Here is a 24054-nt window from a genome sequence, read left to right on the forward strand (position 1 = left end):
CGTTAAATCCCCATCTGGTGATTGTGAAGCAGTCCCGCAAACCGGGGGACAACTCGGCGGCAAGTCTATCAGAACTTGCCTACACGTAAGAGATATTTGCGCCGAACTAAGTTTCAGCAATGCCTGCAAATTTCTCACGCAATTTATCTAGAGCACGTTTGTAACGCATTTTTGTCGCACTCAAACCCATGTGCATGATATCCGCGATCTCTTGAAATTCCAGCTCTGCGACAAATCGTAGCACCAGAATTTCACGGTCAATCGGGTTCACATACACTAACCAGCGATCGAGTCCACCCTTATCTTCAGGTTTCGGCGCCTTTTCTTCAGACGCTTCCTCGAGGGGGTCCAGACTCAAAGCATCCATCAAGCGACGCTTTCGCCGTTCTTTCCGATACTGCGTGATGCACTCGTTGTACGTGATGCTATATAGCCATGTCTTGAACTTCGATTTGCCCTCGAAGTTCTTCAGGCCATACAACACCTTCAACATCACTTCCTGACAGACATCGTCTGCGTCTCGATCGTTCCCAAGATACCGTGCACAGACGTTAAATAATGTTCGCTGGTAACGCCGCATCAGTTCTTCATAGGCGCGAGTTACGTGAAACAGCTCGGTATGCGAGCGCGCGACCAACTCCTCATCAGAGAGCTCGCGGGGGTCGTAGCGCGTGGACAGCGATTGAGCTTTATTCAAAACAAGTCGGGCCGACAGTCAGGTCAATGTCCGCCGCAGCCCTTACAGGGCATTTTGCGGCGGCATACATTAGCAGGGTTTGCCGGGTTAGCGGCTACTCACATGCTGCTCCAGGAGGATCCGATTGGAGAGAGAGACTAGCTCACCCTCATCGGTCAGCAATGTGGTTTTAACCGTGCCGATCTCTTCGATCTGGCCTTCGACCTCGCCAACACGCACTTGTTGCCCAACCTGATACAACTCACGCACATAGATTCCCGCAAGAATCTGACCGGCAATTTCCCGGCTTCCCAACCCCATGGCCAGCGCAACCGCCAGACCAACGGTAATCAATACGATCACAATCACATGGTTGAGCAGGTCAGTCTTGACCTCCAACTGGCTGATTGCGACCGAAATACTGATGATAATCACCAGGCCCTGGGCAATTCGCCCCAGGCCCGCAGCGTAATCCAGCCCTACGCCCTCTGCCGCACCCCGCACCAGCCCATTGGCCAGTTGCGCGAGCAATACACCCACCAGCAGCACCAGCGCGGCGCCGAATACTTTCGGCAAATACAGCGCAAGCATGTCCAGCGTAGCCGAAACTCGCTCAAGTCCAAGGGATTCTGCGGCAGAAACCAGAAAAATCAGCAGAACGAACCAATAGACAATCTTGCCGATCAAGGTCGAGATCGGTACTTGAAGGCCGGCCCGGGACAGCAATTTGGTCAGTCCGGTGCCGCCCATCAGGCGATCGAGCCCCAGCTTGGCGAGCAACTTGGACAACAAAGTATCCAAAAGTTTCGCAACGACGAAACCCAACAGCAACACAACCAGTGCGCCGAACAGGTTCGGGATGAAATTTGCAACCTTGGTCCATAACGCAGTCATTGCAGTGACGAGGCTCTGAGTCCAGAGATCAAGTTCCATATTCAATCAGCCTTATCAGCAGTGCGAACGGTAGGTTTACGGTGACGGGAAACCGGAGCGACATGGGCCGATCCGTTATTCAAGGCAATCATCAGCGCGGGCAGCCAGCGGCCCAGCAGGCTGAACAGATCACCTGCGCCGACCTGGCGGTTGGCGGTTTTCAGTACACGCCCAAGGCAGGCATCGTCGTCACGGGTGGACGGCGAGGCGTTCAGCATGTCGCGCAAAGACTGTTCAAACGGATCGTGCATACGCACCTCTCGTGATGTCTGTGAAAGACGCGATCAAATTTGCTCGGGTCACATGCTTCACCCTCAGACCCAGCGCAAACGTCGGAATAACCACCACTGCCCCAACGCCACCGAGATCATCATCACGCACGCAATCAGGAAGCCATAGGGGCTTGCAGAGAACGGAATTCCGCCGACATTGATACCCAAAAGCCCCGTCAGAAAACTCATCGGCAAAAAGATCCCGGTGATGATTCCGAAACGGTACATCGTGCGGTTCATTCGCACGCTCAAACGTCTATCTTCGGCCTCAAGGACCAACCCCACCCGCTCCCGGGTCAATTCCAGCTCCTCGAGATACCGGGTCAGGCTGTTGTTCAATTCGTTCCAGTAGTCACCGTCGTGTTCGACGAACCAAGGCAGTTTTATCCGTGTCAGCTGACCGAATATTTCCCGCTGCGGCGCAAGAAAACGTTTCAGCGCAGCGGCCCTGCGACGGATCTGCAAAACGGCTCCGTGCTCGGGTGTATACCGTTCGTCGGCATCCAGCTTTTCTTCTTCCTCATCGACCACTTCCGAGAGGCAACTGACCAGATCCTGCACCTTATTGGTGAGGTATTGCGCCATATAAAGGATGAGTTCTGACGCAGTTTTCGGTCCTTTGCCTTCGGCGAGCTGCACCAGCAAATCATCGGTGGCGCGCAACGGACGCAAACGCAGAGAAATAACACGCTGGGCCGACGCAAAAATCCGCACCGAGACCATGTCTTCCGGCTCGGCGCCCGGGTTCAGGTTGACCCCACGCAAAAATAGCAGCAGTTCGCTGTCCGAAAGCTGTAAAAGACGCGGTCGGGTGTTTTCTTCAAGTAACAGATCACAGCTGAATTCGCTCAGACCGCTGGATGTTCGCAACCAGGTCTGGGTTTGCGGGTGACTGCGATCCCAGTGCAGCCACAGGCTTTCATGGGCCTGCAGCTGCAAGTCATCGAGTTCAGTCCGGGCTATCGAACGCGCACCGCCTTTACCGTCCAGCACCAGGGCATGCACCAGCCCCCACTGCGCGTTTTCTTCCTCGAACATCCGCATCCCTTTGTTGGTTTCTGTTTATTCAGGCATTTTCAGCGGGCTTGGCGAGATGATCACGCCGTTGTTGTCCGCATAGATGTAATGGCCAGGATGGAACGTCACGCCGGCAAAGGTCACCGCTACGTTGAGATCGCCGATGCCACGCTTGTCGGTTTTCATCGGGTGGCTCGCCAGGGCCTGAACCCCCAAATCGGTTTGCGCGATGACGTCGACGTCGCGGATGCAACCGTAGATCACCAGCCCTTCCCAACCATTTTTCGCGGCTTTCTCGGCGATCATGTCGCCCAGCAGCGCACGACGCAGGGAACCGCCACCGTCGACCACCAACACCTTGCCATTGCCCTTGAGCTCGGCTTGTTCCTTGACCAGCGAGTTATCTTCGAAGCACTTGATGGTCACGATTTCCCCGCCGAAAGAATCACGGCCACCGAAATTGCTGAACATCGGTTCCAGCACCTGCACCAGCTCCGGATAGGCGTCGCACAGGTCAGGCGTGAGGTAATGATTCATCGAGAAACTCCTGTAAAGAGGAAGACAATCGAGGGTGTCGAAACGTGACCAGAACAGCTCAATGCGTCATATCTTAGCCGCAAGCCGAACAGAGCGAAATGCCCTTGTTAGAGCATCAGGCTCAGACCGCCGCAGCCAGATCCGGTTTTTCACCCAGCAATGGCGTTTGCTGATCTGCCAACCAGCGCGCCACCAACGGCCAGACTTCAACCTGCGCGGCTTTGCTGACCAGCATTTCAACGTGACCGAAATTATCCGCGAAACCCTGCTCACGACCCAGGCTGATGAATTGCTTATGCTCGGAACCCACCTGATCGAACAGCTTGCGACAAGCCCAGGTCGGGTCCTGATGGTCACCTGCGGCACTCACGGCCAATACCGGTAACTGAACGTCGGCCAATCCGGCCCACCAATCCTTGTCGGCATCGCCGAAGCGCCCGAACAGGCCATACCAGCGCATGCTTTCCAGGGCCAGGCCAATGGGCTCGTCCTCCGGACCGCGCTTGAGCCGTGAACCGGACAGCTGGGCAAAACGTTTGAGAATGAAGCGCCCGCTCCACTCCACCGGTGGAATCTTCAGCGGCCAGTAGGTGCGGCTGACTTGCGTACCGAAAAACGCCGCAGAGGCCACCACCGGCTCGCCGATGTACTCACCACCCAGCGCCGCCGCCAGGGTAATCCCGCCCAGCGAGTGACCGATCCAGTGCGGGATCTGGCCGCTCTGCTCGCGCACGAACGCGCCAATGGCCGGCAAATCGTAACGGGCGTAGTCGGCGACGCGGTTCTTGCGGTAGTTCTGGTTACGCTGGGACAGGCCGTGGCCACGCATTTCGGGAATCCATACATCGAATCCCAGACGCGTCAGATAGGCGCCCAGTCCAAGCCCCTTCGGGGAAAACCAGAACCGGCGATTGGAAAAGCTGCCGTGAAGCAAAATAACCGGAACGCCACGCGCGTCTGAGCCATCCGCCATGCCCAGGCGCGTCACAGCCAGTTCGACGGTGCCGTCAGGGCTGTTGCCGGGTTTCAGACGATAGACGTCTTCGCTCAGATCGCCGCGCCGCTCGGCGCTGATCAGGGCGACAGGAAATAGGTTGCTGCTGCTTTGCATAATGCTCTTGCACAAAAAAGGGCGGCTTCCAGAGGAGCCCGCCCTACTTGATTCTTAAAGCCTCGGCCACATGACCGAGGCTTCATTCACATCAAGCCGAAGCTTGACCTTCAGCCAGGAAGAACCAGGTTTCCAGCACGGAATCGGGGTTCAACGAAACGCTTTCGATGCCCTGCTCCATCAGCCATTTGGCCAAATCAGGGTGGTCCGAAGGACCCTGACCGCAAATGCCGATGTACTTGCCAGCCTTGTTGCAGGCCTGAATCGCGTTGGCCAGCAGCTTCTTGACCGCCGGATTACGCTCGTCAAACAGGTGCGCGATGATCCCGGAGTCACGGTCCAGGCCCAGCGTCAGCTGGGTCAGGTCGTTGGAACCGATAGAGAAGCCGTCGAAGAATTCGAGGAACTCTTCGGCAAGGATCGCGTTGGACGGCAGCTCGCACATCATGATGATGCGCAGACCATTCTCGCCGCGGGCCAGGCCATTTTCGGCCAACAGATCGATCACTTGGCTAGCTTCGCCCAGTGTACGGACGAACGGCACCATGATTTCAACGTTGGTCAGGCCCATCTCGTTGCGCACACGCTTGAGGGCGCGGCACTCGAGTTCGAAGCAGTCACGGAACGCTTCGCTGATGTAACGCGAAGCACCGCGGAAGCCCAGCATCGGGTTTTCTTCTTCCGGCTCGTAGAGCTTGCCGCCGATCAGGTTCGCGTATTCGTTGGACTTGAAGTCCGACAGACGCACGATGACCTTTTTCGGGGTGAACGCAGCGGCCAGGGTGCTGATACCTTCAACCAGTTTGTCGACATAGAAGCCAACCGGATCGTCGTAACCGGCGATGCGCTTGTCGACGCTTTCCTTGATGTCCTGCGGCAGACCGTCGTAATTCAACAGCGCTTTGGGGTGAACACCGATCATGCGGTTGATGATGAACTCCAGACGGGCCAGGCCCACACCGGCGTTCGGCAGTTGCGCGAAATCGAAGGCGCGGTCCGGGTTGCCGACGTTCATCATGATCTTGAACGGCAGATCCGGCATGGCATCGACGGAGTTTTTCTTGATGTCGAAGCCCAGTTCACCCTCGAAGATGTAACCGGTGTCGCCTTCAGCGCAGGAAACGGTCACGCCCTGGCCGTCTTTCAACAGCTGGGTGGCGTTGCCGCAACCGACTACGGCCGGGATGCCCAGTTCGCGAGCGATGATCGCCGCGTGGCAAGTACGGCCGCCACGGTTGGTGACGATGGCGCTGGCGCGCTTCATGACCGGTTCCCAGTCCGGGTCGGTCATGTCGGAGACCAGTACGTCGCCTGGCTGGACTTTGTCCATCTCGGACACGTCCTTGATGATGCGGACCTTGCCGGCGCCGATACGCTGGCCGATGGCGCGACCTTCAACCAGCACGGTGCCGGTTTCTTTCAACAGGTAGCGTTCCATGACGTTGGCCGAGGTACGGCTCTTCACGGTTTCAGGACGGGCCTGAACGATGTAGAGCTTGCCGTCGTCGCCGTCTTTGGCCCATTCGATGTCCATCGGGCACTTGTAGTGCTTCTCGATGATCATTGCTTGCTTGGCCAGTTCGCTGACTTCGGCGTCGCTCAGGCAGAAACGTGCGCGATCAGCCTTGTCCACGTCGATGGTCTTGACCGATTTACCGGCCGTGGCCACTTCGCCGTAGATCATCTTGATGGCTTTGCTGCCCAGGTTGCGACGCAGGATGGCCGGACGACCGGCTGCCAGCGTGCCTTTGTGGACGTAGAACTCATCCGGGTTCACCGCGCCTTGTACGACGGTTTCACCCAAGCCGTAGGCGCCGGTGATGAACACCACGTCACGGAAGCCCGATTCGGTATCGAGGGTGAACATCACGCCGGCGGTGCCGGTTTCGGAGCGGACCATGCGCTGCACGCCGGCCGACAGGGCTACCAGCTTGTGGTCGAAGCCCTGGTGGACGCGGTAGGAAATCGCGCGGTCGTTAAACAGCGAAGCGAACACCTCTTTGGCGGCGCGAATTACGTTTTCGACACCACGGATGTTCAGGAAGGTTTCCTGCTGACCGGCGAAGGAAGCGTCCGGCAGGTCTTCGGCGGTAGCGGAAGAGCGCACGGCCACGGCCATGTCAGGGTTGCCGGCCGACAGCGTGGCGAACGCGATGCGGATCTCGGCGTTGAGCTTCTCGGGGAATTCGGCTTCCATGATCCATTGACGGATCTGGGCGCCGGTCTTGGCCAGGGCATTGACATCGTCGACGTCCAGGGCGTCGAGGGCGGCGTGGATCTGATCGTTCAGGCCGCTCAGCTCGAGAAAATCACGATAAGCCTGAGCTGTCGTGGCGAAGCCACCGGGCACCGATACACCGGCACCTGCAAGGTTACTGATCATCTCGCCCAGGGATGCGTTCTTGCCCCCTACGTGCTCTACATCATGGACGCCGAGCTTATCGAGGGAAACTACGTACTCTACCAAGGTGATCTCTCCACTAACTGTGTTGGAAAAGCTCAGAAGCCGGCTGCTCATTAGAGCGTTTGCCAGCTGTATGGCCTGGACCTGGAAAATAAGTGAGAATGCGGGCCATTGGTGGCCGGCAAATCGCGCCTACTATATCCAAGAATCGTCACTAGCTTAAGGCCCAAGGTGCAAATGAAACGATCTGCTTTCTTTATCTCCGATGGCACCGGCATTACGGCCGAAACGCTCGGTCAAAGCCTGTTGGCGCAGTTCGAAAACATTACCTTCAGCAAAATCACGCGGCCCTATATCGACAACGCGGATAAAGCGCGGGTCATGGTACAACAAATCAACAAAGCCGCCGAAACCGACGGCTTTCGGCCGATCATCTTCGACACCATTGTCAATCAGGACATCCGTGAGATCCTCGCAACGTCCAATGGTTTCATGATCGACATTTTCTCGACCTTCCTGGCGCCTCTTGAACAGGAATTGACCGAGCATTCTTCCTACACCGTCGGCAAGTCCCACTCCATTGGCAGCAACTCCAATTACATGGAGCGGATCGAGGCGGTGAACTTCGCCCTCGACAACGACGACGGTGCGCGCACGCATTATTACGACAAGGCGGACCTGATCCTAGTGGGCGTGTCGCGTTGTGGTAAGACGCCGACGTGCCTGTACATGGCCATGCAATTCGGCATCCGCGCGGCCAACTACCCGCTGACCGAAGACGACATGGAGCGCCTGCAACTGCCTGCCACCCTGCGCGCCCACCAGCACAAGCTGTTCGGCCTGACCATCGACCCGGATCGCCTCACCGCGATCCGCAACGAACGCAAGCCCAACAGCCGCTATTCGAGCTACGCCCAGTGCGAATTCGAAGTGCGCGAGGTGGAGAATCTGTTCCGCCGCGAGAACATTCCGCACATCAATTCCACGCACTTCTCCGTTGAAGAAATTTCCGCGAAGATTTTGGTGGAGAAAGGTGTGGAGCGGCGCTTCAAGTAGGTTTTCGGCGACAGCAACACCGCTATCGCGAGCAAGCTCGCTCCCACAGGGGGATCAATGTCGAACACAAACTCTGTGTTCACTGAAGATCAAATGTGGGAGCGAGCTTGCTCGCGAAGAACGATTACATGGTCTCTGCCAATGCTGCCGCCAATGCGTCAAACCCACCCAGCAACAACCGATCATCCCCCGCCGAATTACAAACACTCGCCCTGATGAACTGCGGCACCGCCCCATGCCCGACCGCAAACATCTCGGCAGTAGCCACCAGATAATTTTTTTCCTTAAGCTCCTCAGAAATCTGCGAAGCCCGCCACGGCTCGGGCACTTCGATCCAGAAGTGCGGGCTATGGGAATGAGTTTTGTACGCCAAGCCCTCCAGCACACCACTTACCAACGCCTTGCGCCGACCGATCTCGGCAATCTGCTGGCCCAGCAACTGCTCGGCAATGCCGTTTTCTATCCACAGACTCGCCACCTCCAGCGACAACGGGCTGGCCATCCAGCACGTCCCGCGCACTGCTGCGCTCAAGCGTCCGATCAACGGTTGCGGCGCATGCAGGTAACCGACTCGCAAACCCGCCGAAACCGCCTTGCTCAGGCTGCCGATCAGCACTGAGCGCTCCGGGGCGAAATGGCTCAAGGGTAACGGCCGCTGTTGAGCCAATACCGCGTGGGCTTCGTCTTCAAAGATCAACAGATTGTGCTGCCGACAGACCTCTGCAATCGCCTCGCGCCGTGCGACGGACATCACTGCAGCCGTAGGATTCTGGATCGTCGGTGTGCAATACAGCGCCGACACTCGATGGTTGCGGCAAACCTCCGCCAGGGCATCGGGCATCAGTCCTTCATCATCCATCCCGACGCCGATCAGTTTTATCCCGAGCTGGCGTGCGACGCTGATCAACCCCGGGTAGGTCATGTGCTCCGTCACCAACGTATCGCCCGCCTTGAGCAACCCCATCAAGGCACACAACAGACCGTGCTGGCCGCCGTTCACGCAAACGATATGCTCGGCGCTCGGGACAAACTCTTTATGCCTGAGCCAGTGCGCCCCCGCCGCACGGTAGCGTAGCAATCCAGCCTCGGCGCTGTAGCCCCCGAGGTGTTGCAAGGCCTCAGGATCAAGGGACAACGCTTGCAGGCTCTGACTCAAAAAAAGCGCTTCCTGCCCCGGAATCGGTTGATTGCGGCTCATGTCAAAAAACGCCCGCGGTTCATCGCTGACATTGCGAAAGCCACCATCCCGCGGTCGTTCCATTCCGCGCTGACGTACATACGTGCCGTCGCCCACCCGCGCGACCACCAATCCCACACGTTCGAGTTCACCGTAAGCGCGACTGATGGTGCCGATGGTCACGCCGAGGCTATCCGCCAGCAACCGATGAGGTGGCAATTTGCAGCCTGGCTCGATCAGCCCTTCAGCGATGCCTTTTTCGATCGCGTCGGCGAGGCGTTTGTATTTCACCCCCAGACCGTTCGCCAGGCCGTCGCGCAGGATTGACACCATGGCAATACTTGTTTTGACAGTCATTCCAGCCCCGAATAGCGTGCTTTAAACAGGTTCAATCAGGGATAGACCTTTTGCAGATGAAGGTCAACTCCGAACATAAAAGGAGCTCGCTCATGTCCATTGCCGTCAATGCACCTTCATGTACCGCAAAACCCTGGCTCGCCGCCTTGGTCACCAGCGTGCTGTTCCTGATCGTGTGCCTGAGCTGGGGCACCACGTGGCTGGGGATCAAGATTGCCGTTGAAAGCGTGCCGCCACTGACCGCCGCCGGCCTGCGGTTCCTCATCGCCTTCCCGCTATTTCTCGGCTTCGCCCTGATCCGTCGTGAACCGCTGCTGTTTCCCAGGGAAAGTCGCTGGTTCTTTGTCTTCGTCACGTTGACGTATTTCAGCCTGCCGTATTACTTGCTCAACTACGGCGAGATGCACGTTTCGTCCGGCCTGACGGCGCTGCTGTTCAGCTGCATGCCGGTGTTCATCCTGCTGTTTTCCGCGCTGTTTCTGCGGGAGAGAGTCTACCCCTCGCAAATGCTAGGCATCGCCATCGGTTTCGGCAGCCTGTTCATGATCATCCGCAGCCAAGGGCTGCATCTGGACCATGCTGAATTGTTCGGGGTATTGGCGATCCTCTGCGCCGCGGTGATGCATGCGCTGTGTTACGTGGTGACTAAAAAACACGGTACGGCGATCAGCGTAATTACCTACAACACGCTGCCGATCGGCATTGCCGGGCTGATGCTGTTTGTCGCCGGATTGAATGTCGAAGCACCGGTGTTCGATGCCATCACCGCGCGTTCGTGGAGCGCCCTGCTCTATCTGGGGCTGGTGGCGTCGGTGGGCGGGTTTATCGTTTACTTCCTGCTGCTCAAGCGGCTGAGCCCGATCATCCTGTCGTTTGTGTTCATCATTTTTCCAGTGTTCGCGGTGATCATCGGTGCCTGGTACGAGGGGCAAACCTTGTCCCGGGAACTGATGATGTACTCGGCGATTTTGCTGACGGGGTTTGCGATCACCAAATTGCCCATCGAAAAATGGCTCAACGGATAAACACGGGAACGCGTAGGAGCTGCCGAAGGCTGCGATCTCTTGATTCTGCTTTTAAAAGCGAAGATCAAAAGATCGCAGCCTTCGGCAGCTCCTACGGGGGGATTGGTGTTTATCCGATCAAATGACGAACAGGTCGACAAACCGGTTCACCGGTGTCGCCTCAAGCGCAGCCTGATCCTTGCACAACGCAAAAATCTCGGCGCTGCGCTGGGCGGTGAAGCGCGTCGCCAGGTTGGCCTTGAACTTGTCTTCCAGCAGCGGAATGCCGTCGGTGCGGCGACGGCGATGGCCGATCGGGTATTCCACCAACACGTTCTCGGTGCTGGAGCCATCCTTGAAGAACACCTGTATCGCATTGGCGATGGAGCGTTTGTCGGCCTCCAGGTATTCGCGGGTGTAGCGCGGGTCTTCGACGATGACCATTTTTTCGCGCAGCACGTCGATGATCGGATGCGCCGCGTGGAAGTCGTCCTCGTAGTGCTCGGCCACCAGATTGCCGAACGCCAGCGGCACGGCTGTCATGTACTGAATGCAATGGTCACGGTCCGCAGCGTTGGCCAGCGGGCCGACCTTGGAGATGATACGGATCGCCGATTCGTGGGTGGTGATGACGATTTTGTCGATTTCGTGCAGGCGATTTCTGACTTGCGGATGCAACGTCACGGCCGCTTCGCAGGCCGTTTGCGCGTGGAATTCGGCAGGGAAGCTGATTTTGAACAGCACGTTTTCCATCACGTAGCTGCCGTATGGTCGGGAGAAGCTGAACGCGCGCTTGTCTTCGGGCTTGAGCGCCAGGTCGTTGTTGGTGTGGCTGAACAACACGTCGTAGAAGCCCCACTGTTTGGCGGTCAGTACGCCGGGGATGCCCATCTCGCCACGCATTGCGATGTCCGCCAGACGCACGCCACGGCTGGACGCGTCGCCTGCGGCCCAGGATTTTCGTGACCCGGCATTGGGTGCATGACGGTAAGTGCGCAGCGCCTGTCCGTCGGCGAACGCATGGGACAACGCGGACAACAACTGCTCGCGATTGGCGCCCATCAGCTTGGCGGTGACAGCGGTCGAGGCGACTTTCACCAGGATGACGTGATCAAGGCCTACGCGATTGAAGGAGTTTTCCAGCGCGATCACGCCCTGGATTTCGTGAGCCATGATCATGGCTTCGAGTACCACGCGAACGGTCAGCGGCGCGTCGCCATTGGCCACGCGTTTTTGCGAAAGATGATCGGCCACCGCGAGAATGCCGCCGAGGTTATCGGACGGATGGCCCCATTCGGCGGCGAGCCATGTGTCGTTGTAATCGAGCCAGCGAACGATGCAGCCAATGTCCCACGCCGCCTTGACCGGGTCGAGGCGATAACTGGTGCCGGGGACGCGAGCGCCGAACGGGACGACGGTGCCTTCCACCATGGGGCCGAGGTGTTTGGTGCATTCGGGAAAGCGCAGGGCCAGCAGGCCACAGCCCAACGTGTCCATCAGGCAGTTGCGCGCGGTGTCGAGGGCTTCGGCGGATTGGATCTTGAAGTTGAGGACGTAGTCGGCGATGTCCTGCAGGACCGTGTCGTAGTCGGGGCGGTTGTTCAGGTCGACGTTGGTGCTCATGTTCGATTCACTCTTGAAGTGGTTCGTTAATGGGACCTCGGTTCAGGGCAAACTCAGCGGGTTACTGCTTTCTTATTTTGGCAACGGGATCAAATGTAGGAGCTGCCAAAGGCTGCGATCTTTTGATTTTGCTTTTAATAGGCAAGATCAAAAGATCGCAGCCTTCGGCAGCTCCTACAAGGTATGCATCGGTTAGAAAGAGTCGCCCGGAATACGGACAAAGCCTTCCATCAACACCCGCGCACTGCGGCTCATGATGGCTTTGTTCACGGTCCACTCGCCGTTCACCTGGCTGGCTTCAGCACCCACGCGCAACGTGCCGGACGGATGCCCAAAGCGCACGGCATTGCGTTCGATACCACCCGCTGCGAGGTTCACCAGCGTGCCGGAAATCGCCGCGGCAGTACCGATGGCCACCGCCGCCGTGCCCATCATCGCGTGGTGCAATTTGCCCATGGACAGCGCCCGCACCAGCAGATCGACATCACCCGCCGCAATCGCTTTACCACTCGAAGCAACGTAGTCCGCAGGCTTGGCCACAAAGGCAACTTTAGGCGTGTGCTGACGCTTGGCCGCTTCGTCCAGATCCTTGATCAGGCCCATGCGCAATGCGCCGTAAGCCCGAATGGTTTCAAACATCAGCAGCGCTTTCGGATCACTGTTGATCGCGCCTTGCAGCTCAGTGCCGGTGTAACCGATGTCTTCGGCGTTGACGAAAATCGTCGGAATACCGGCATTGATCATGGTCGCCTTGAAGGTTCCGACGCCGGGTACTTCGAGGTCATCCACCAGGTTGCCGGTAGGGAACATCGAACCACCGCCGCCCTCTTCTTCCGCCGCCGGGTCCATGAATTCGACCTGTACTTCAGCGGCCGGAAAGGTCACGCCGTCGAGTTCGAAATCACCGGTTTCCTGCACTTCACCGTTGGTGATCGGCACGTGGGCGATGATGGTCTTGCCGATGTTGGCCTGCCACACGCGAACCACGGCAACGCCGTTGTGCGGGATGCGGCTGGCGTCCACCAAACCATTGCTGATGGCGAACGAACCGACCGCTGCCGACAGGTTGCCGCAGTTGCCGCTCCAATCGACGAAAGGCTTGTCGATGGACACCTGACCGAACAGGTAATCGACATCGTGATCGGCCTTGATGCTTTTGGACAGGATCACGGTTTTGCTGGTGCTGGAGGTCGCGCCGCCCATGCCGTCGATTTGCTTGTCATACGGGTCGGGGCTGCCGATCACGCGCAGCAACAAGGCATCGCGAGCAGGCCCTGGAATCTGTGCCGCTTCGGGCAGGTCTTTCAGGCTGAAGAACACGCCTTTACTGGTGCCGCCGCGCATGTAGGTGGCGGCGATTTTAATTTGAGGGGCGATTTGAGGTGCGTGAGCCATGATGTTCCTTTTAGGATCGAGCGGGACCGCATGGCCCCGCCCGAACTCATCGTGTTAAACGGCAACCGCCGATTCTTCGAGGAAGTCCTGAGCGAAGCGTTGCAGCACGCCGCCGGCCTCGTAGATCGACACTTCTTCGGCGGTGTCGAGGCGGCAGGTCACCGGCACTTCGACGCGTTCGCCGTTCTTGCGGTTGATCACCAGCGTCAGCTCGGCACGCGGGGTGCGCTCACCGATCACGTCGTAGGTTTCGCTGCCATCGATGCCCAAGGTTTTGCGGTCGGTGCCCGGTTTGAACTCCAGCGGCAGCACACCCATGCCCACCAGGTTGGTGCGGTGAATGCGCTCGAAGCCTTCGGCTGCAATCGCTTCCACACCCGCCAGACGCACACCTTTGGCCGCCCAGTCGCGGGACGAACCCTGACCGTAGTCGGCGCCGGCGATGATGATCAGCGGCTGCTTGCGTTCCATGTAGGTTTCGATGGCTTCCCACATGCGCATAACCTGCCCTTCCGGCTCGACGCGAGCCAGCGAGCCCTGTTTGACCTTGCCGTTTTCCTGAACCATTTCGTTGAACAGTTTCGGGTTGGCGAAGGTGGCGCGCTGCGCAGTCAAATGGTCGCCCCTATGAGTTGCGTAAGAGTTGAAGTCCTCCTCCGGCAAGCCCATTTTCGCCAGGTATTCGCCGGCGGCGCTGTCGAGCATGATCGCGTTCGACGGCGACAGGTGATCGGTGGTGATGTTGTCCGGCAGCACTGCCAGCGGGCGCATGCCCTTGAGCGGACGCGCCCCGGCCAGCGAGCCTTCCCAGTACGGCGGACGGCGGATGTAGGTGCTCATCTCGCGCCAGTCGTACAGGGGCGTCACTTTCGGGCCGGTGTCTTCATGGATGGCGAACATCGGGATGTAGACCTGACGGAACTGCTCAGGTTTGACCGATGCCTTGACCACTGCGTCGATTTCTTCGTCGCTCGGCCAGATGTCTTTCAGGCGAATTTCCTTGCCCTCGGCGTCCAGACCCAGCACATCTTTTTCGATGTCGAAACGGATGGTGCCGGCGATGGCGTAAGCGACCACCAACGGCGGCGACGCGAGGAAGGCGTTCTTGGCGTACGGGTGGATCCGGCCGTCGAAGTTGCGGTTGCCGGAGAGTACGGCGGTGGCGTACAAGTCGCGGTCGATGATCTCTTGCTGGATCACCGGGTCCAGCGCGCCGGACATGCCGTTGCACGTGGTGCAGGCGAAGGCGACGATGCCGAAACCGAGTTGCTCCAGTTCGGTGGTCAGGCCGGCTTCGTCCAGGTACAGCGCCACGGTTTTCGAACCCGGCGCCAGAGACGATTTGACCCACGGCTTGCGGGTCAACCCGAGCTTGTTGGCATTGCGCGCCAGCAGACCGGCGGCGATGACGTTGCGCGGGTTGCTGGTGTTGGTGCAACTGGTGATGGCGGCGATGATGACCGCGCCGTCCGGCATCTGGCCGGGCACTTCGGTCCACTGGCCGGAAATGCCTTGGGCGGCGAGGTCCGAGGTCGCAACGCGAGCGTGCGGGTTGCTCGGGCCGGCCATGTTGCGCACCACCGAGGACAGGTCAAAGGTCAACCCGCGCTCGTATTGCGCATTCTTCAAGCTGTCAGCCCAGAGGCCGGTTTGCTTGGCGTAGTTCTCGACCAACTGCACTTGCTCGTCTTCACGGCCAGTAAGTTTGAGGTAGTCGATGGTCTGCTGGTCGATGTAGAACATCGCTGCGGTGGCGCCGTATTCCGGGGCCATGTTGGAGATGGTCGCACGATCGCCCAGAGTCAACGCGGAGGCGCCTTCGCCGAAGAACTCCAGCCACGCACCGACGACTTTTTGCTGACGCAGGAACTCGGTCAGCGCCAGCACCATGTCGGTGGCGGTGATGCCCGGTTGCAGCTTGCCCGTCAATTCGACGCCGACACTTTCCGGCAGACGCATCCACGACGCGCGGCCGAGCATCACGCTTTCCGCTTCCAGACCACCGACACCAATGGCGATCACGCCCAGCGCGTCGACGTGCGGGGTGTGGCTGTCGGTACCGACGCAGGTGTCGGGGAACGCCACGCCGTCGCGCACCTGGATCACCGGAGACATTTTCTCCAGGTTGATCTGGTGCATGATCCCGTTGCCCGGCGGGATCACATCAACGTTCTTGAAGGCTTTTTTGGTCCAGTTGATGAAGTGGAAACGGTCTTCGTTGCGACGGTCTTCGATGGCGCGGTTCTTCTCGAACGCCTCCGGATCGAAGCCACCGCGCTCGACGGCCAGGGAGTGGTCGACGATCAATTGCGTCGGCACCACCGGGTTCACTTGCGCCGGATCGCCGCCTTGCAGAGCGATGGCGTCACGCAGGCCGGCGAGGTCGACCAGCGCGGTCTGGCCGAGAATGTCGTGGCACACCACGCGGGCCGGGAACCATGGGAAGTCGAGGTCGCGTTTGCGCTCGATAAACTGCTTCAGGGATTCGGTGAGCGTGGCCGGGTCGCAGCGACGCACCAGGTTTTCCGCCAGCACGCGGGAGGTGTACGGCAGGGTGTCGTAGGCGCCGGGCTGGATGGCTTCGACAGCCGCACGGACGTCGAAGTAATCCAGATGGCTGCCGGGCAGCGGTTTACGGAATTCAGTGTTCATCGTCAGGACTCGGTCACGGTAGTTTCAAAAGGTGGGGCCTTTCGCCGACGCTGAAATGAACTCGGTCAAATGTGGGAGCGGGCTTGCTCGCGAATGCGGTGTATCAGTCGACATCAATGTTGAATGTCAGTCCGTCTTCGCGAGCAAGCCCGCTCCCACAATGGTTCCCGGGTTCATTCAGCAACCTGCGTGGTCAGCCCCCACCATTCAGCGTTGTTCGATTGGCACGAACTTGCGCTGTTCGACGCCGACGTACTCGGCGCTCGGGCGGATGATACGGTTGTTGGCACGTTGTTCGAACACGTGCGCCGCCCAGCCGGTCAGGCGCGAGCAGACGAAAATCGGGGTGAACAACTTGGTCGGAATGCCCATGAAGTGGTACGTCGACGCGTGGTAGAAGTCGGCGTTCGGGAACAGCTTCTTCTGTTCCCACATGGTCTTGTCGATGGCTTCGGAAACCGGGAACAACACGGTGTCGCCCACTTCGTCAGCGAGTTTTTTCGACCAGCCCTTGATCACCTCGTTGCGCGGATCGTTGTCCTTATAGATCGCGTGACCGAAGCCCATGATCTTGTCCTTGCGCTCGAGCATGCCGAGGGTGCCTTTGATCGCCTCTTCCGGCGAGCTGAAGCGCTCGATCATTTCCATCGCCGCTTCGTTGGCGCCGCCGTGCAGCGGACCGCGCAGCGAGCCAATAGCCGCCGTGACGCAGGAATACATGTCCGACAGGGTCGAGGCGCAAACCCGTGCGGTGAACGTCGAGGCGTTGAACTCGTGTTCCGCGTAGAGGATCAGCGAAACGTTCATCACTTTGACGTGCAACTCGCTCGGCTTCTTGTCGTGCAGCAGGTGCAGGAAGTGGCCGCCGATGGATTGTTCGTCGCTCACGCAGCTGATGCGTTTGCCGTCATGGCTGAAGCGATACCAGTAGCACATGATCGCCGGGAACGCGGCCAGCAAACGGTCAGTCACGTCGTGTTGTTCGCAGAAGTCTTGCTCCGGCTCGATGTTGCCCAGGAACGAGCAACCGGTGCGCATCACGTCCATCGGGTGGGCGTCGACGGGGATGCGCTCCAGCACTTCTTTGAGCGCTTGCGGCAGGTCGCGCAGCTTGCTCAGTTTGCTGATGTAAGCGGCGAGTTGTGTTTTGGTCGGCAGTTCGCCGTACAGCAGCAGGTAGGCCACTTCTTCGAATTGTGCGTCAGCCGCCAGTTCGCGAACGTCGTAGCCACGATAGGTCAGGCCTGCGCCCGACTGGCCCACCGTGGACAGTGCGGTTTGCCCGGCAACCTGGCCACGGAGCCCGGCGCCACTGAGTACTTTTGCTTCGGCCATTGCTGTCTCCAATCTTGAATTTGTTAGGGAATCTGTAGGAGCTGTCGAGTGAAACGAGGCTGCGATCTTTTGATCTTTATTTCTTCGCGGCGAACAACGCATCGAGCTTCTGCTCGAAGGTGTGGTAGTCGATGCGATCGTAAAGCTCCATGCGGGTCTGCATGGTGTCGATGACGTTCTGTTGCGTGCCGTCACGACGGATTGCGGTGTAGACGTTTTCTGCGGCTTTGTTCATCGCGCGGAACGCCGACAGCGGGTACAGCACCAGCGACACATCAGCAGCGGCGAGTTGCTCGGTGGTGTACAGCGGCGTCGCGCCGAATTCGGTGATGTTGGCCAGGATTGGCGCTTTCACGCGGCTGGCGAACAGCTTGTACATGTCCAGTTCGGTGATGGCTTCCGGGAAGATCATGTCGGCGCCAGCCTCGATACACGCGGCGGCGCGATCCAGCGCAGATTCCAGACCTTCCACCGCCAGGGCGTCGGTACGGGCCATGATCACGAAGCTGTCATCGGTGCGCGCATCGACGGCTGCCTTGATCCGATCGACCATTTCCTGCAGGGACACGATCTCTTTATTAGGACGGTGACCGCAGCGCTTGGCGCCGACCTGGTCTTCGATGTGAATCGCCGCCGCGCCGAACTTGATCATCGACTTGACGGTGCGCGCGACGTTGAACGCCGAAGAACCGAAACCGGTGTCCACGTCCACCAACAGCGGCAGGTCGCAGACGTCAGTGATGCGGCGCACGTCGGTCAGCACGTCGTCCAGGCCGGTGATGCCCAGGTCCGGCACGCCGAGGGAGCCGGCAGCCACCCCGCCACCCGACAGATAAATAGCCTTGAAACCGGCGCGCTTGGCCAGCAGCGCGTGATTGGCGTTGATCGCGCCGACCACTTGCAGCGGATGTTCGCTGGCGACCGCATCGCGGAATCGCTGGCCTGGAGTGCTCTTGTTGGAACTCATGACTCACCTCGTTCAGTGGCTGTCTGGTTTGCGCCGTCCTGGTAGTGACGAGCGATATTGCGTTTGGAGGCGCCGATGTGGCGGCGCATCAACAACTCGGCCAGTTCACCGTCACGGTCGGCGATGGCGTCGAGAATTCGGTGGTGCTCGGCAAAGGCCTGACGCGGGCGATTGGGCGTGGTGGAAAACTGGATGCGGTACATGCGCACCAGTTGATAGAGCTCGCCGCAGAGCATCTGAGTCAAGGTGCGGTTGCCGCTGCCCTGGATGATTCGGTAATGGAAGTCGAAATCGCCTTCCTGCTGGTAGTAGCCGACACCAGCCTGAAACGCCGCATCGCGCTCATGGGTTTCAAGGACCCGGCGCAGTTCGTCGATTTCTTCGAGAGTCATGCGCTCGGCCGCCAGACGGCAGGCCATGCCTTCGAGGGATTCGCGGATTTCGTAGAGTTCCAGCAACTCGGCATGGCTCAACGAAACCACCCGCGCCCCGACGTGCGGCACGCGAACCAGCAGGCGCTGGCCTTCCAGACGGTGGATCGCCTCACGCAACGGCCCGCGGCTGATGCCATAGGTGCGCGCCAGTTCCGGCTCGGAGATCTTGCTGCCCGGGGCGATCTCGCCCTTGACGATGGCCGCCTGAATGCGCCGGAAGACGTTCTCGGAAAGTGTCTCTGAATCGTCTTGGGCAATGACCGGGGGATCGAGTTGATCCAACATATTGTCGACACCTTGAAAGCTGATGCCGCAAAAACTAGCGAATACAGACCTTTTAGTCAAAGGATAAATAGGTATTGTCGACAATCGTCTAATAACCGACTGCACCATAACGACCCAGCCCTCCCTGTTTATAGCCGCCCCCCGGCGCTGGCGCCATAAAACCACCGTGCTAGAATGCCGGCCGCATTTGTTTGTGACATCTGCACTGCTTGTCATAAATAGTTGATAGGCATACGAGGGAGCTTGCGCAGCGATGCCAGGGCCTTGAATAGAAGTACAGACCGCTGCGCACCAGGATTTATGAGACTCAAGCCCTTCCCCACCTTCCTTTATCTTCTTTGCCTGCCAGGTGTAGCCGCGGCAGGGGAAAAGACCGTGTACGGCCTCAATGAGTACGCCTCCCTGGACGGTATCAACCTGGAGGTCGCCGCCAAACTCGACACCGGGGCGAAAACCGCGTCCCTGAGCGCCCGAGACATCAAACGCTTCAAACGCAATGGCGAGTCCTGGGTGCGTTTTTACTTGGCGATCGACACCGCTCACTCGCACCCGATCGAACGGCCACTGGCCCGCGTCAGCAAGATCAAGCGCCGGGCCGGCGACTACGACCCGGAAGAAGGCAAGAAATACACCGCCCGTCCGGTGATCGAGCTGAATATCTGCATGGGTTCGGCTTTACGTAGCATCGAAGTGAACTTGACCGACCGCAGCGCCTTCCAATACCCGCTCCTGATCGGCTCCGAAGCGCTGAAACGCTTCGATGCGCTGGTCGACCCCAGTCTTAAATACGCTGCTGGCAAACCCGCCTGCGCCACCGACGCTCATACCGCAGAGTAATTCCAATGCGCTCTCTTACCCTTCACCTGAAATTCCTGATCGCCATCCTGGTGGTGCTGGGTATTTCAGTCACGGCCTATCAGATCTTCGTGCTCGGTATCCCCGTGACCGAAGACGCCACCGACGACTTGTGGAACATCGACGCCAAAGTCGAGTTCGTCGCCAGTGCCAAGGACCCGGTCAAGATCCAGATGTTCGTGCCGCCGCTGAGCCGCGATTACGTCAGCCTCAACGAGAGCTTCATTTCCAATAACTACGGCGTGGCCGTGAACCGTGCCGACGGCAACCGCAAAGTCACCTGGTCGGCACGTCGGGCCAAGGGCAATCAAACGCTTTATTACCGCCTGGTGCTGACCAAGCGCTACACCGGTGAAAAATCCAAGATCAAAGGGCCAACCTTCCGCGACAGCATCGCCGTCGAAGGCGCGGAAAAAATCGCCGCCGAAGCCCTGCTCGCACCGATCCGCCAGCACTCGGCCGACGTTGAAACCTTCATCGGCGAAGCCATCAAGCGCGTCAACAACCTTAGCGACGACAATGTGAAACTGCTGCTGGGTGGCGATCCATCCACCGCGAACAAAGCCAAAATCGTCGAGCTGGTACTGTCCATCGCCCACGTGCCGATAGAAAAGGTCCACACCATTCGCCTGGTGGCCGACCAACCGCAAATACCTGAACTCTGGCTGCGCAGCTTCAACGGCACCGACTGGCTGTACTTCAACCCGGAAACCGGTGAACAGGGCCTGCCGACCGACCGCCTGCTGTGGTGGACCGGCGACGAAAACCTGATCACCGTCGATGGTGGCAAGAAGGCCAACGTGACCTTCAGCCTGAACAACAGCGAAATGAACGCGATTCGCCTGGCCAAGCTGACCGACGAAAACACCGACGCCAACTTCCTCGAATACTCGCTGTACGGCCTGCCGCTGCAAACCCAGCAGACCTTCATGATCATGGTGATGATCCCGATCGGTGTGCTGGTGATCCTGATCCTGCGCAACCTGATCGGCATTCAGACCCTCGGCACCTTTACTCCGGTGCTGATCGCCCTGGCGTTCCGGGAAACCCAGCTCGGCTTCGGTATCGCGCTGTTTACGATCATCACTGCGTTGGGCCTGTCGCTGCGCTCCTACCTTGAACACTTGAAGCTGCAAATGCTGCCGAGACTGTCGGTGGTACTGACCTTCGTGGTGGTGCTGATCGCGACGATCAGCCTGCTCAGCCATAAACTCGGCCTGGAACGCGGGTTGTCGGTAGCGCTGTTCCCGATGGTAATTCTGACGATGACCATCGAACGCCTGTCGATTACCTGGGAAGAACGCGGTTCCGGCCATGCCATGAAAGTGGCGATCGGTACGCTGTTCGCTGCGTCTCTGGCGCACCTGATCATGACCGTGCCAGAGCTAATTTACTTCGTGTTCACCTTCCCGGCGATCCTGCTGATTCTGGTGGGCTTCATGCTGGCCATGGGTCGCTATCGCGGCTACCGCCTGACCGAACTGGTGCGTTTCAAGGCTTTCCTGAAGAAGGCTGACGCCTGATGTTCGGCTTCTGGAAAACCTGGAAGGCCCTGGAAGCCCGGGGCATCATGGGGATCAATCGGCGTAACGCGGACTACGTGCTCAAGTACAACAAGCGCAGTCTGTACCCGATCGTCGATGACAAGATCATCACCAAGGAACGCGCGATCGCCGCCGGCATTCATGTGCCGGAACTGTATGGCGTGATCTCCACCGAGAAAGAAATCGACAACCTCGACGACATCATCGGCGGGCGCAACGACTTCGTGATCAAACCGGCCCAGGGCGCGGGCGGTGACGGCATCATTGTGGTGGCCGACCGGTTCGAGGGGCGCTATCGCACAGTGTCCGGCAAGATCATCGACCATGAGGAGCTCGAGCACCATATCTCGAGCATCCTCACCGGCCTGTATTCCCTGGGCGGGCACCGCGACCGCGCGCTGATCGAATACCGAGTGATCCCGGACCAGATTTTCAAAAGCATCAGCTATGAAGGCGTGCCGGACATCCGCATCATCGTGCTGTTGGGTTACCCGGTGATGGCCATGCTGCGCTTGCCGACGCGCCAGTCCGGCGGCAAGGCCAACCTGCACCAGGGCGCCATCGGCGTCGGTGTTGACCTCGCGACCGGGCAGACGTTGCGCGGCACCTGGCTGAACAACATCATCAACAAACACCCGGACACCACCAACGCGGTGGACGGCGTGCAACTGCCCTACTGGGACGGTTTCATGAAGCTCGCCGCCGGCTGCTACGAGCTGTGCGGGCTGGGTTATATCGGTGTCGACATGGTGTTGGACCAGGAGAAAGGGCCGCTGATTCTTGAGCTCAACGCCCGGCCTGGACTGAACATTCAGATTGCCAATGATTGCGGGCTGACGTTGCGCACCCATGCGGTCGAAGCGCGCCTGGAGGAGTTGAAGGCTCGCGGGATTACTGAGACGGTGAGGGAGCGAGTGGAGTTTGTTCAGGAGATGTTTGGGCATATTCCGGCCGTTGAGGGCTGACCTGTCTCTCACCCATTGCCCCCAATCTACCAATCCCCGACATCCCCTCTAGGAGCAATTCCCCGAGGGGACTACAATCGCCACCCCGCCTCGATGGCTGATCTGCCCCGCCCATGTTGACCTGTTCCGTACACCCGCTTCCCTATCGCGCCAACCCCGCCGAGTACTTCGCGGCGATTCGTCATGCCCCCGGTGCCGTGCTGCTCGACAGTGGTCGACCAACCGCCGATCGCGGCCGCTACGACTTGCTCAGTGCCTGGCCACTGGAGCAAATAGCGGTACTGCCTGACGAAAGTGGCAGCGATTTCCTGCAACGCCTTCGCGACAATCTGACACGACTCGGTGAAGCGGCTGTTCCTTGCGACTTGCCCTTCGCTGGCGGCCTCATCGGTTACCTGAGCTACGACTTCGGTCGGCATCTGGAGAATCTTCCGAGTCAGGCGCAGGACGATCTGCAATTGCCCGACGCACATTTCGGGCTGTATGACTGGGCGCTGATCAGCGATCACCAACTGAGTACAAGTCAGTTGGTCTTCCACCCGTCGCTGATCGACAGCGAACGTCAGCGTCTGATCACGCTATTCAGTGAGCCGACGGCTGAAGCAGTCGAGTCTTTCAAGTTGAAAGCCCCGATGAAGGCAGACCTTAGCGCTGACGAGTATCGCCACGCGCTAGAACGCATTCAGCATTACATCCAGGCCGGCGACTGTTACCAGGTCAACTTCGCCCAGCGTTTCCGCGCGCAGTGCCAGGGCGATCCATGGGCCGCGTATTGCGCGCTGCGGGCGGCGTGCCCGACGCCGTTTTCCGGTTTTCAAAGCTTGCCCGACGGCGGTGCGGTGTTGAGCCTGTCGCCAGAACGCTTCGTCAAAGTCAGCGAACGCCATGTGGAAACCCGCCCGATCAAAGGCACCCGCCCTCGCGGACTGACCGCTGCCGAAGATGCGGCAAACGCCGCCGAACTGCTGGCCAGCCCCAAGGACCGCGCGGAAAACCTGATGATCGTTGACCTGCTGCGCAACGACCTCGGCCGTACGTGCCGTATCGGTTCGGTGCGGGTGCCGGAGTTGTTCAGCCTGGAAAGCTACCCGAACGTGCATCACTTGGTGAGCAGTGTCACCGGAGAACTGGCGGATGACCGGGACGCGCTGGACCTGATTGCTGGCAGCTTCCCTGGCGGCTCGATTACCGGCGCACCGAAAATTCGCGCGATGCAGATCATCGACGAGCTGGAGCCGACGCGTCGCGGGTTGTACTGCGGGTCTTTGCTGTATCTGGACGTGCGCGGCGAGATGGACAGCTCCATCGCGATTCGCAGTTTGCTGGTCAAGGATGGGCAGGTGTGTTGCTGGGGCGGTGGCGGGATCGTCGCGGATTCCGAGTGGCAGGCCGAGTATCAGGAATCGATTACCAAGGTAAAAGTACTGCTCGATACCTTGCAGAGCCTTTAAAAGC

20 protein-coding genes are annotated in these 24054 nt (G+C 59.1%); 6 read left to right on the top strand and 14 right to left on the bottom strand.

From position 1 onward, the window contains the following. Positions 1-106: 106 nt before the first annotated feature. The 7 genes from sigX to ppsA all read right to left on the bottom strand — a co-directional run bounded on the left by sigX (position 107) and on the right by ppsA (position 7013). Complete coding sequence (sigX, locus tag ACMXYH_RS22405) at positions 107-697, bottom strand: RNA polymerase sigma factor SigX (RefSeq protein ID WP_008146300.1); 591 nt, start codon at positions 695-697, stop codon at positions 107-109. Between the two features lie 87 nt (positions 698-784). Next, positions 785-1609 carry a mechanosensitive ion channel family protein gene (locus tag ACMXYH_RS22410; protein ID WP_008027407.1) on the bottom strand — a complete coding sequence of 275 codons (825 nt, stop codon included), beginning with the start codon at positions 1607-1609 and terminating at the stop codon, positions 785-787. A 2-nt stretch (positions 1610-1611) separates the two neighbouring features. Further along, positions 1612-1860 (bottom strand): hypothetical protein, encoded by a 249-nt coding sequence (locus ACMXYH_RS22415; protein WP_027922557.1) that lies wholly within the window; start codon positions 1858-1860, stop codon positions 1612-1614. Between the two features lie 63 nt (positions 1861-1923). Further along, on the bottom strand, positions 1924-2919 hold the full coding sequence (locus ACMXYH_RS22420) for a zinc transporter ZntB (protein WP_415764970.1): 996 nt from the start codon (positions 2917-2919) through the stop codon (positions 1924-1926). Positions 2920-2943: 24 nt separating this feature from the next. Further along, entirely contained in the window at positions 2944-3435 is a 492-nt protein-coding gene (gene rraA, locus ACMXYH_RS22425; RefSeq protein WP_027922555.1) for a ribonuclease E activity regulator RraA, read from the bottom strand. A 121-nt stretch (positions 3436-3556) separates the two neighbouring features. Then, on the bottom strand, positions 3557-4546 hold the full coding sequence (locus ACMXYH_RS22430; RefSeq protein ID WP_129442795.1) for an alpha/beta fold hydrolase: 990 nt from the start codon (positions 4544-4546) through the stop codon (positions 3557-3559). A gap of 91 nt (positions 4547-4637) precedes the next feature. After that, on the bottom strand, positions 4638-7013 hold the full coding sequence (gene ppsA / locus ACMXYH_RS22435; RefSeq protein WP_415764971.1) for a phosphoenolpyruvate synthase: 2376 nt from the start codon (positions 7011-7013) through the stop codon (positions 4638-4640). A 174-nt stretch (positions 7014-7187) separates the two neighbouring features. On the opposite strand from ppsA, the gene ppsR reads away from it, so the two are divergent. After that, positions 7188-8006 carry a posphoenolpyruvate synthetase regulatory kinase/phosphorylase PpsR gene (gene ppsR / locus ACMXYH_RS22440; protein WP_415764972.1) on the top strand — a complete coding sequence of 273 codons (819 nt, stop codon included), beginning with the start codon at positions 7188-7190 and terminating at the stop codon, positions 8004-8006. 124 nt (positions 8007-8130) lie between these two features. Here the strand turns inward: ppsR and ACMXYH_RS22445 are convergent, their stop codons facing one another. Continuing rightward, positions 8131-9540 carry a PLP-dependent aminotransferase family protein gene (locus ACMXYH_RS22445; RefSeq protein WP_415764973.1) on the bottom strand — a complete coding sequence of 470 codons (1410 nt, stop codon included), beginning with the start codon at positions 9538-9540 and terminating at the stop codon, positions 8131-8133. Between the two features lie 92 nt (positions 9541-9632). On the opposite strand from ACMXYH_RS22445, the gene ACMXYH_RS22450 reads away from it, so the two are divergent. Further along, positions 9633-10565, top strand: coding sequence for a DMT family transporter (locus ACMXYH_RS22450; RefSeq protein ID WP_415764974.1), 933 nt, complete (start codon positions 9633-9635; stop codon positions 10563-10565). Positions 10566-10682: 117 nt separating this feature from the next. On the opposite strand, the gene prpD is transcribed toward ACMXYH_RS22450, so the two are convergent. From prpD to ACMXYH_RS22480, 6 genes are all read right to left on the bottom strand, one after another. Beyond that, positions 10683-12167, bottom strand: a complete 1485-nt coding sequence (gene prpD / locus ACMXYH_RS22455) for a 2-methylcitrate dehydratase (RefSeq protein ID WP_415764975.1) — start codon at positions 12165-12167, stop codon at positions 10683-10685. Positions 12168-12359: 192 nt separating this feature from the next. Next, positions 12360-13562 (bottom strand): 2-methylaconitate cis-trans isomerase PrpF, encoded by a 1203-nt coding sequence (gene prpF, locus ACMXYH_RS22460; RefSeq protein WP_415764976.1) that lies wholly within the window; start codon positions 13560-13562, stop codon positions 12360-12362. A gap of 54 nt (positions 13563-13616) precedes the next feature. Further along, positions 13617-16214, bottom strand: a complete 2598-nt coding sequence (acnD, locus tag ACMXYH_RS22465; protein WP_415764977.1) for a Fe/S-dependent 2-methylisocitrate dehydratase AcnD — start codon at positions 16212-16214, stop codon at positions 13617-13619. A gap of 207 nt (positions 16215-16421) precedes the next feature. Then, positions 16422-17549, bottom strand: coding sequence for a bifunctional 2-methylcitrate synthase/citrate synthase (gene prpC / locus ACMXYH_RS22470; protein WP_134421796.1), 1128 nt, complete (start codon positions 17547-17549; stop codon positions 16422-16424). Between the two features lie 76 nt (positions 17550-17625). Beyond that, positions 17626-18516, bottom strand: coding sequence for a methylisocitrate lyase (gene prpB, locus ACMXYH_RS22475; RefSeq protein WP_008146328.1), 891 nt, complete (start codon positions 18514-18516; stop codon positions 17626-17628). Further along, positions 18513-19232 carry a GntR family transcriptional regulator gene (locus ACMXYH_RS22480; protein WP_177327884.1) on the bottom strand — a complete coding sequence of 240 codons (720 nt, stop codon included), beginning with the start codon at positions 19230-19232 and terminating at the stop codon, positions 18513-18515. The genes prpB and ACMXYH_RS22480 overlap by 4 nt, the downstream gene beginning before the upstream one ends. 303 nt (positions 19233-19535) lie before the next feature. Between ACMXYH_RS22480 and ACMXYH_RS22485 the strand changes: the two genes are divergently transcribed. The 4 genes from ACMXYH_RS22485 (at position 19536) to pabB (ending at position 24050) form a co-directional block, all read left to right on the top strand. Next, entirely contained in the window at positions 19536-20072 is a 537-nt protein-coding gene (locus tag ACMXYH_RS22485) for an ATP-dependent zinc protease family protein (protein WP_415764978.1), read from the top strand. 5 nt (positions 20073-20077) lie between these two features. Then, complete coding sequence (locus tag ACMXYH_RS22490) at positions 20078-21613, top strand: inactive transglutaminase family protein (RefSeq protein WP_129442767.1); 1536 nt, start codon at positions 20078-20080, stop codon at positions 21611-21613. After that, positions 21613-22599: an alpha-L-glutamate ligase-like protein gene (locus tag ACMXYH_RS22495; protein ID WP_415764979.1), complete on the top strand. Its 987-nt coding sequence runs from the start codon at positions 21613-21615 to the stop codon at positions 22597-22599. The genes ACMXYH_RS22490 and ACMXYH_RS22495 overlap by 1 nt, the downstream gene beginning before the upstream one ends. A gap of 113 nt (positions 22600-22712) precedes the next feature. Further along, positions 22713-24050 (top strand): aminodeoxychorismate synthase component I, encoded by a 1338-nt coding sequence (gene pabB, locus ACMXYH_RS22500; protein WP_415764980.1) that lies wholly within the window; start codon positions 22713-22715, stop codon positions 24048-24050. Positions 24051-24054: the final 4 nt, after the last annotated feature.

Source organism: Pseudomonas frigoris (assembly GCF_047758635.1).
GTDB classification, from domain to species: Bacteria; Pseudomonadota; Gammaproteobacteria; order Pseudomonadales; family Pseudomonadaceae; genus Aquipseudomonas; species Aquipseudomonas frigoris.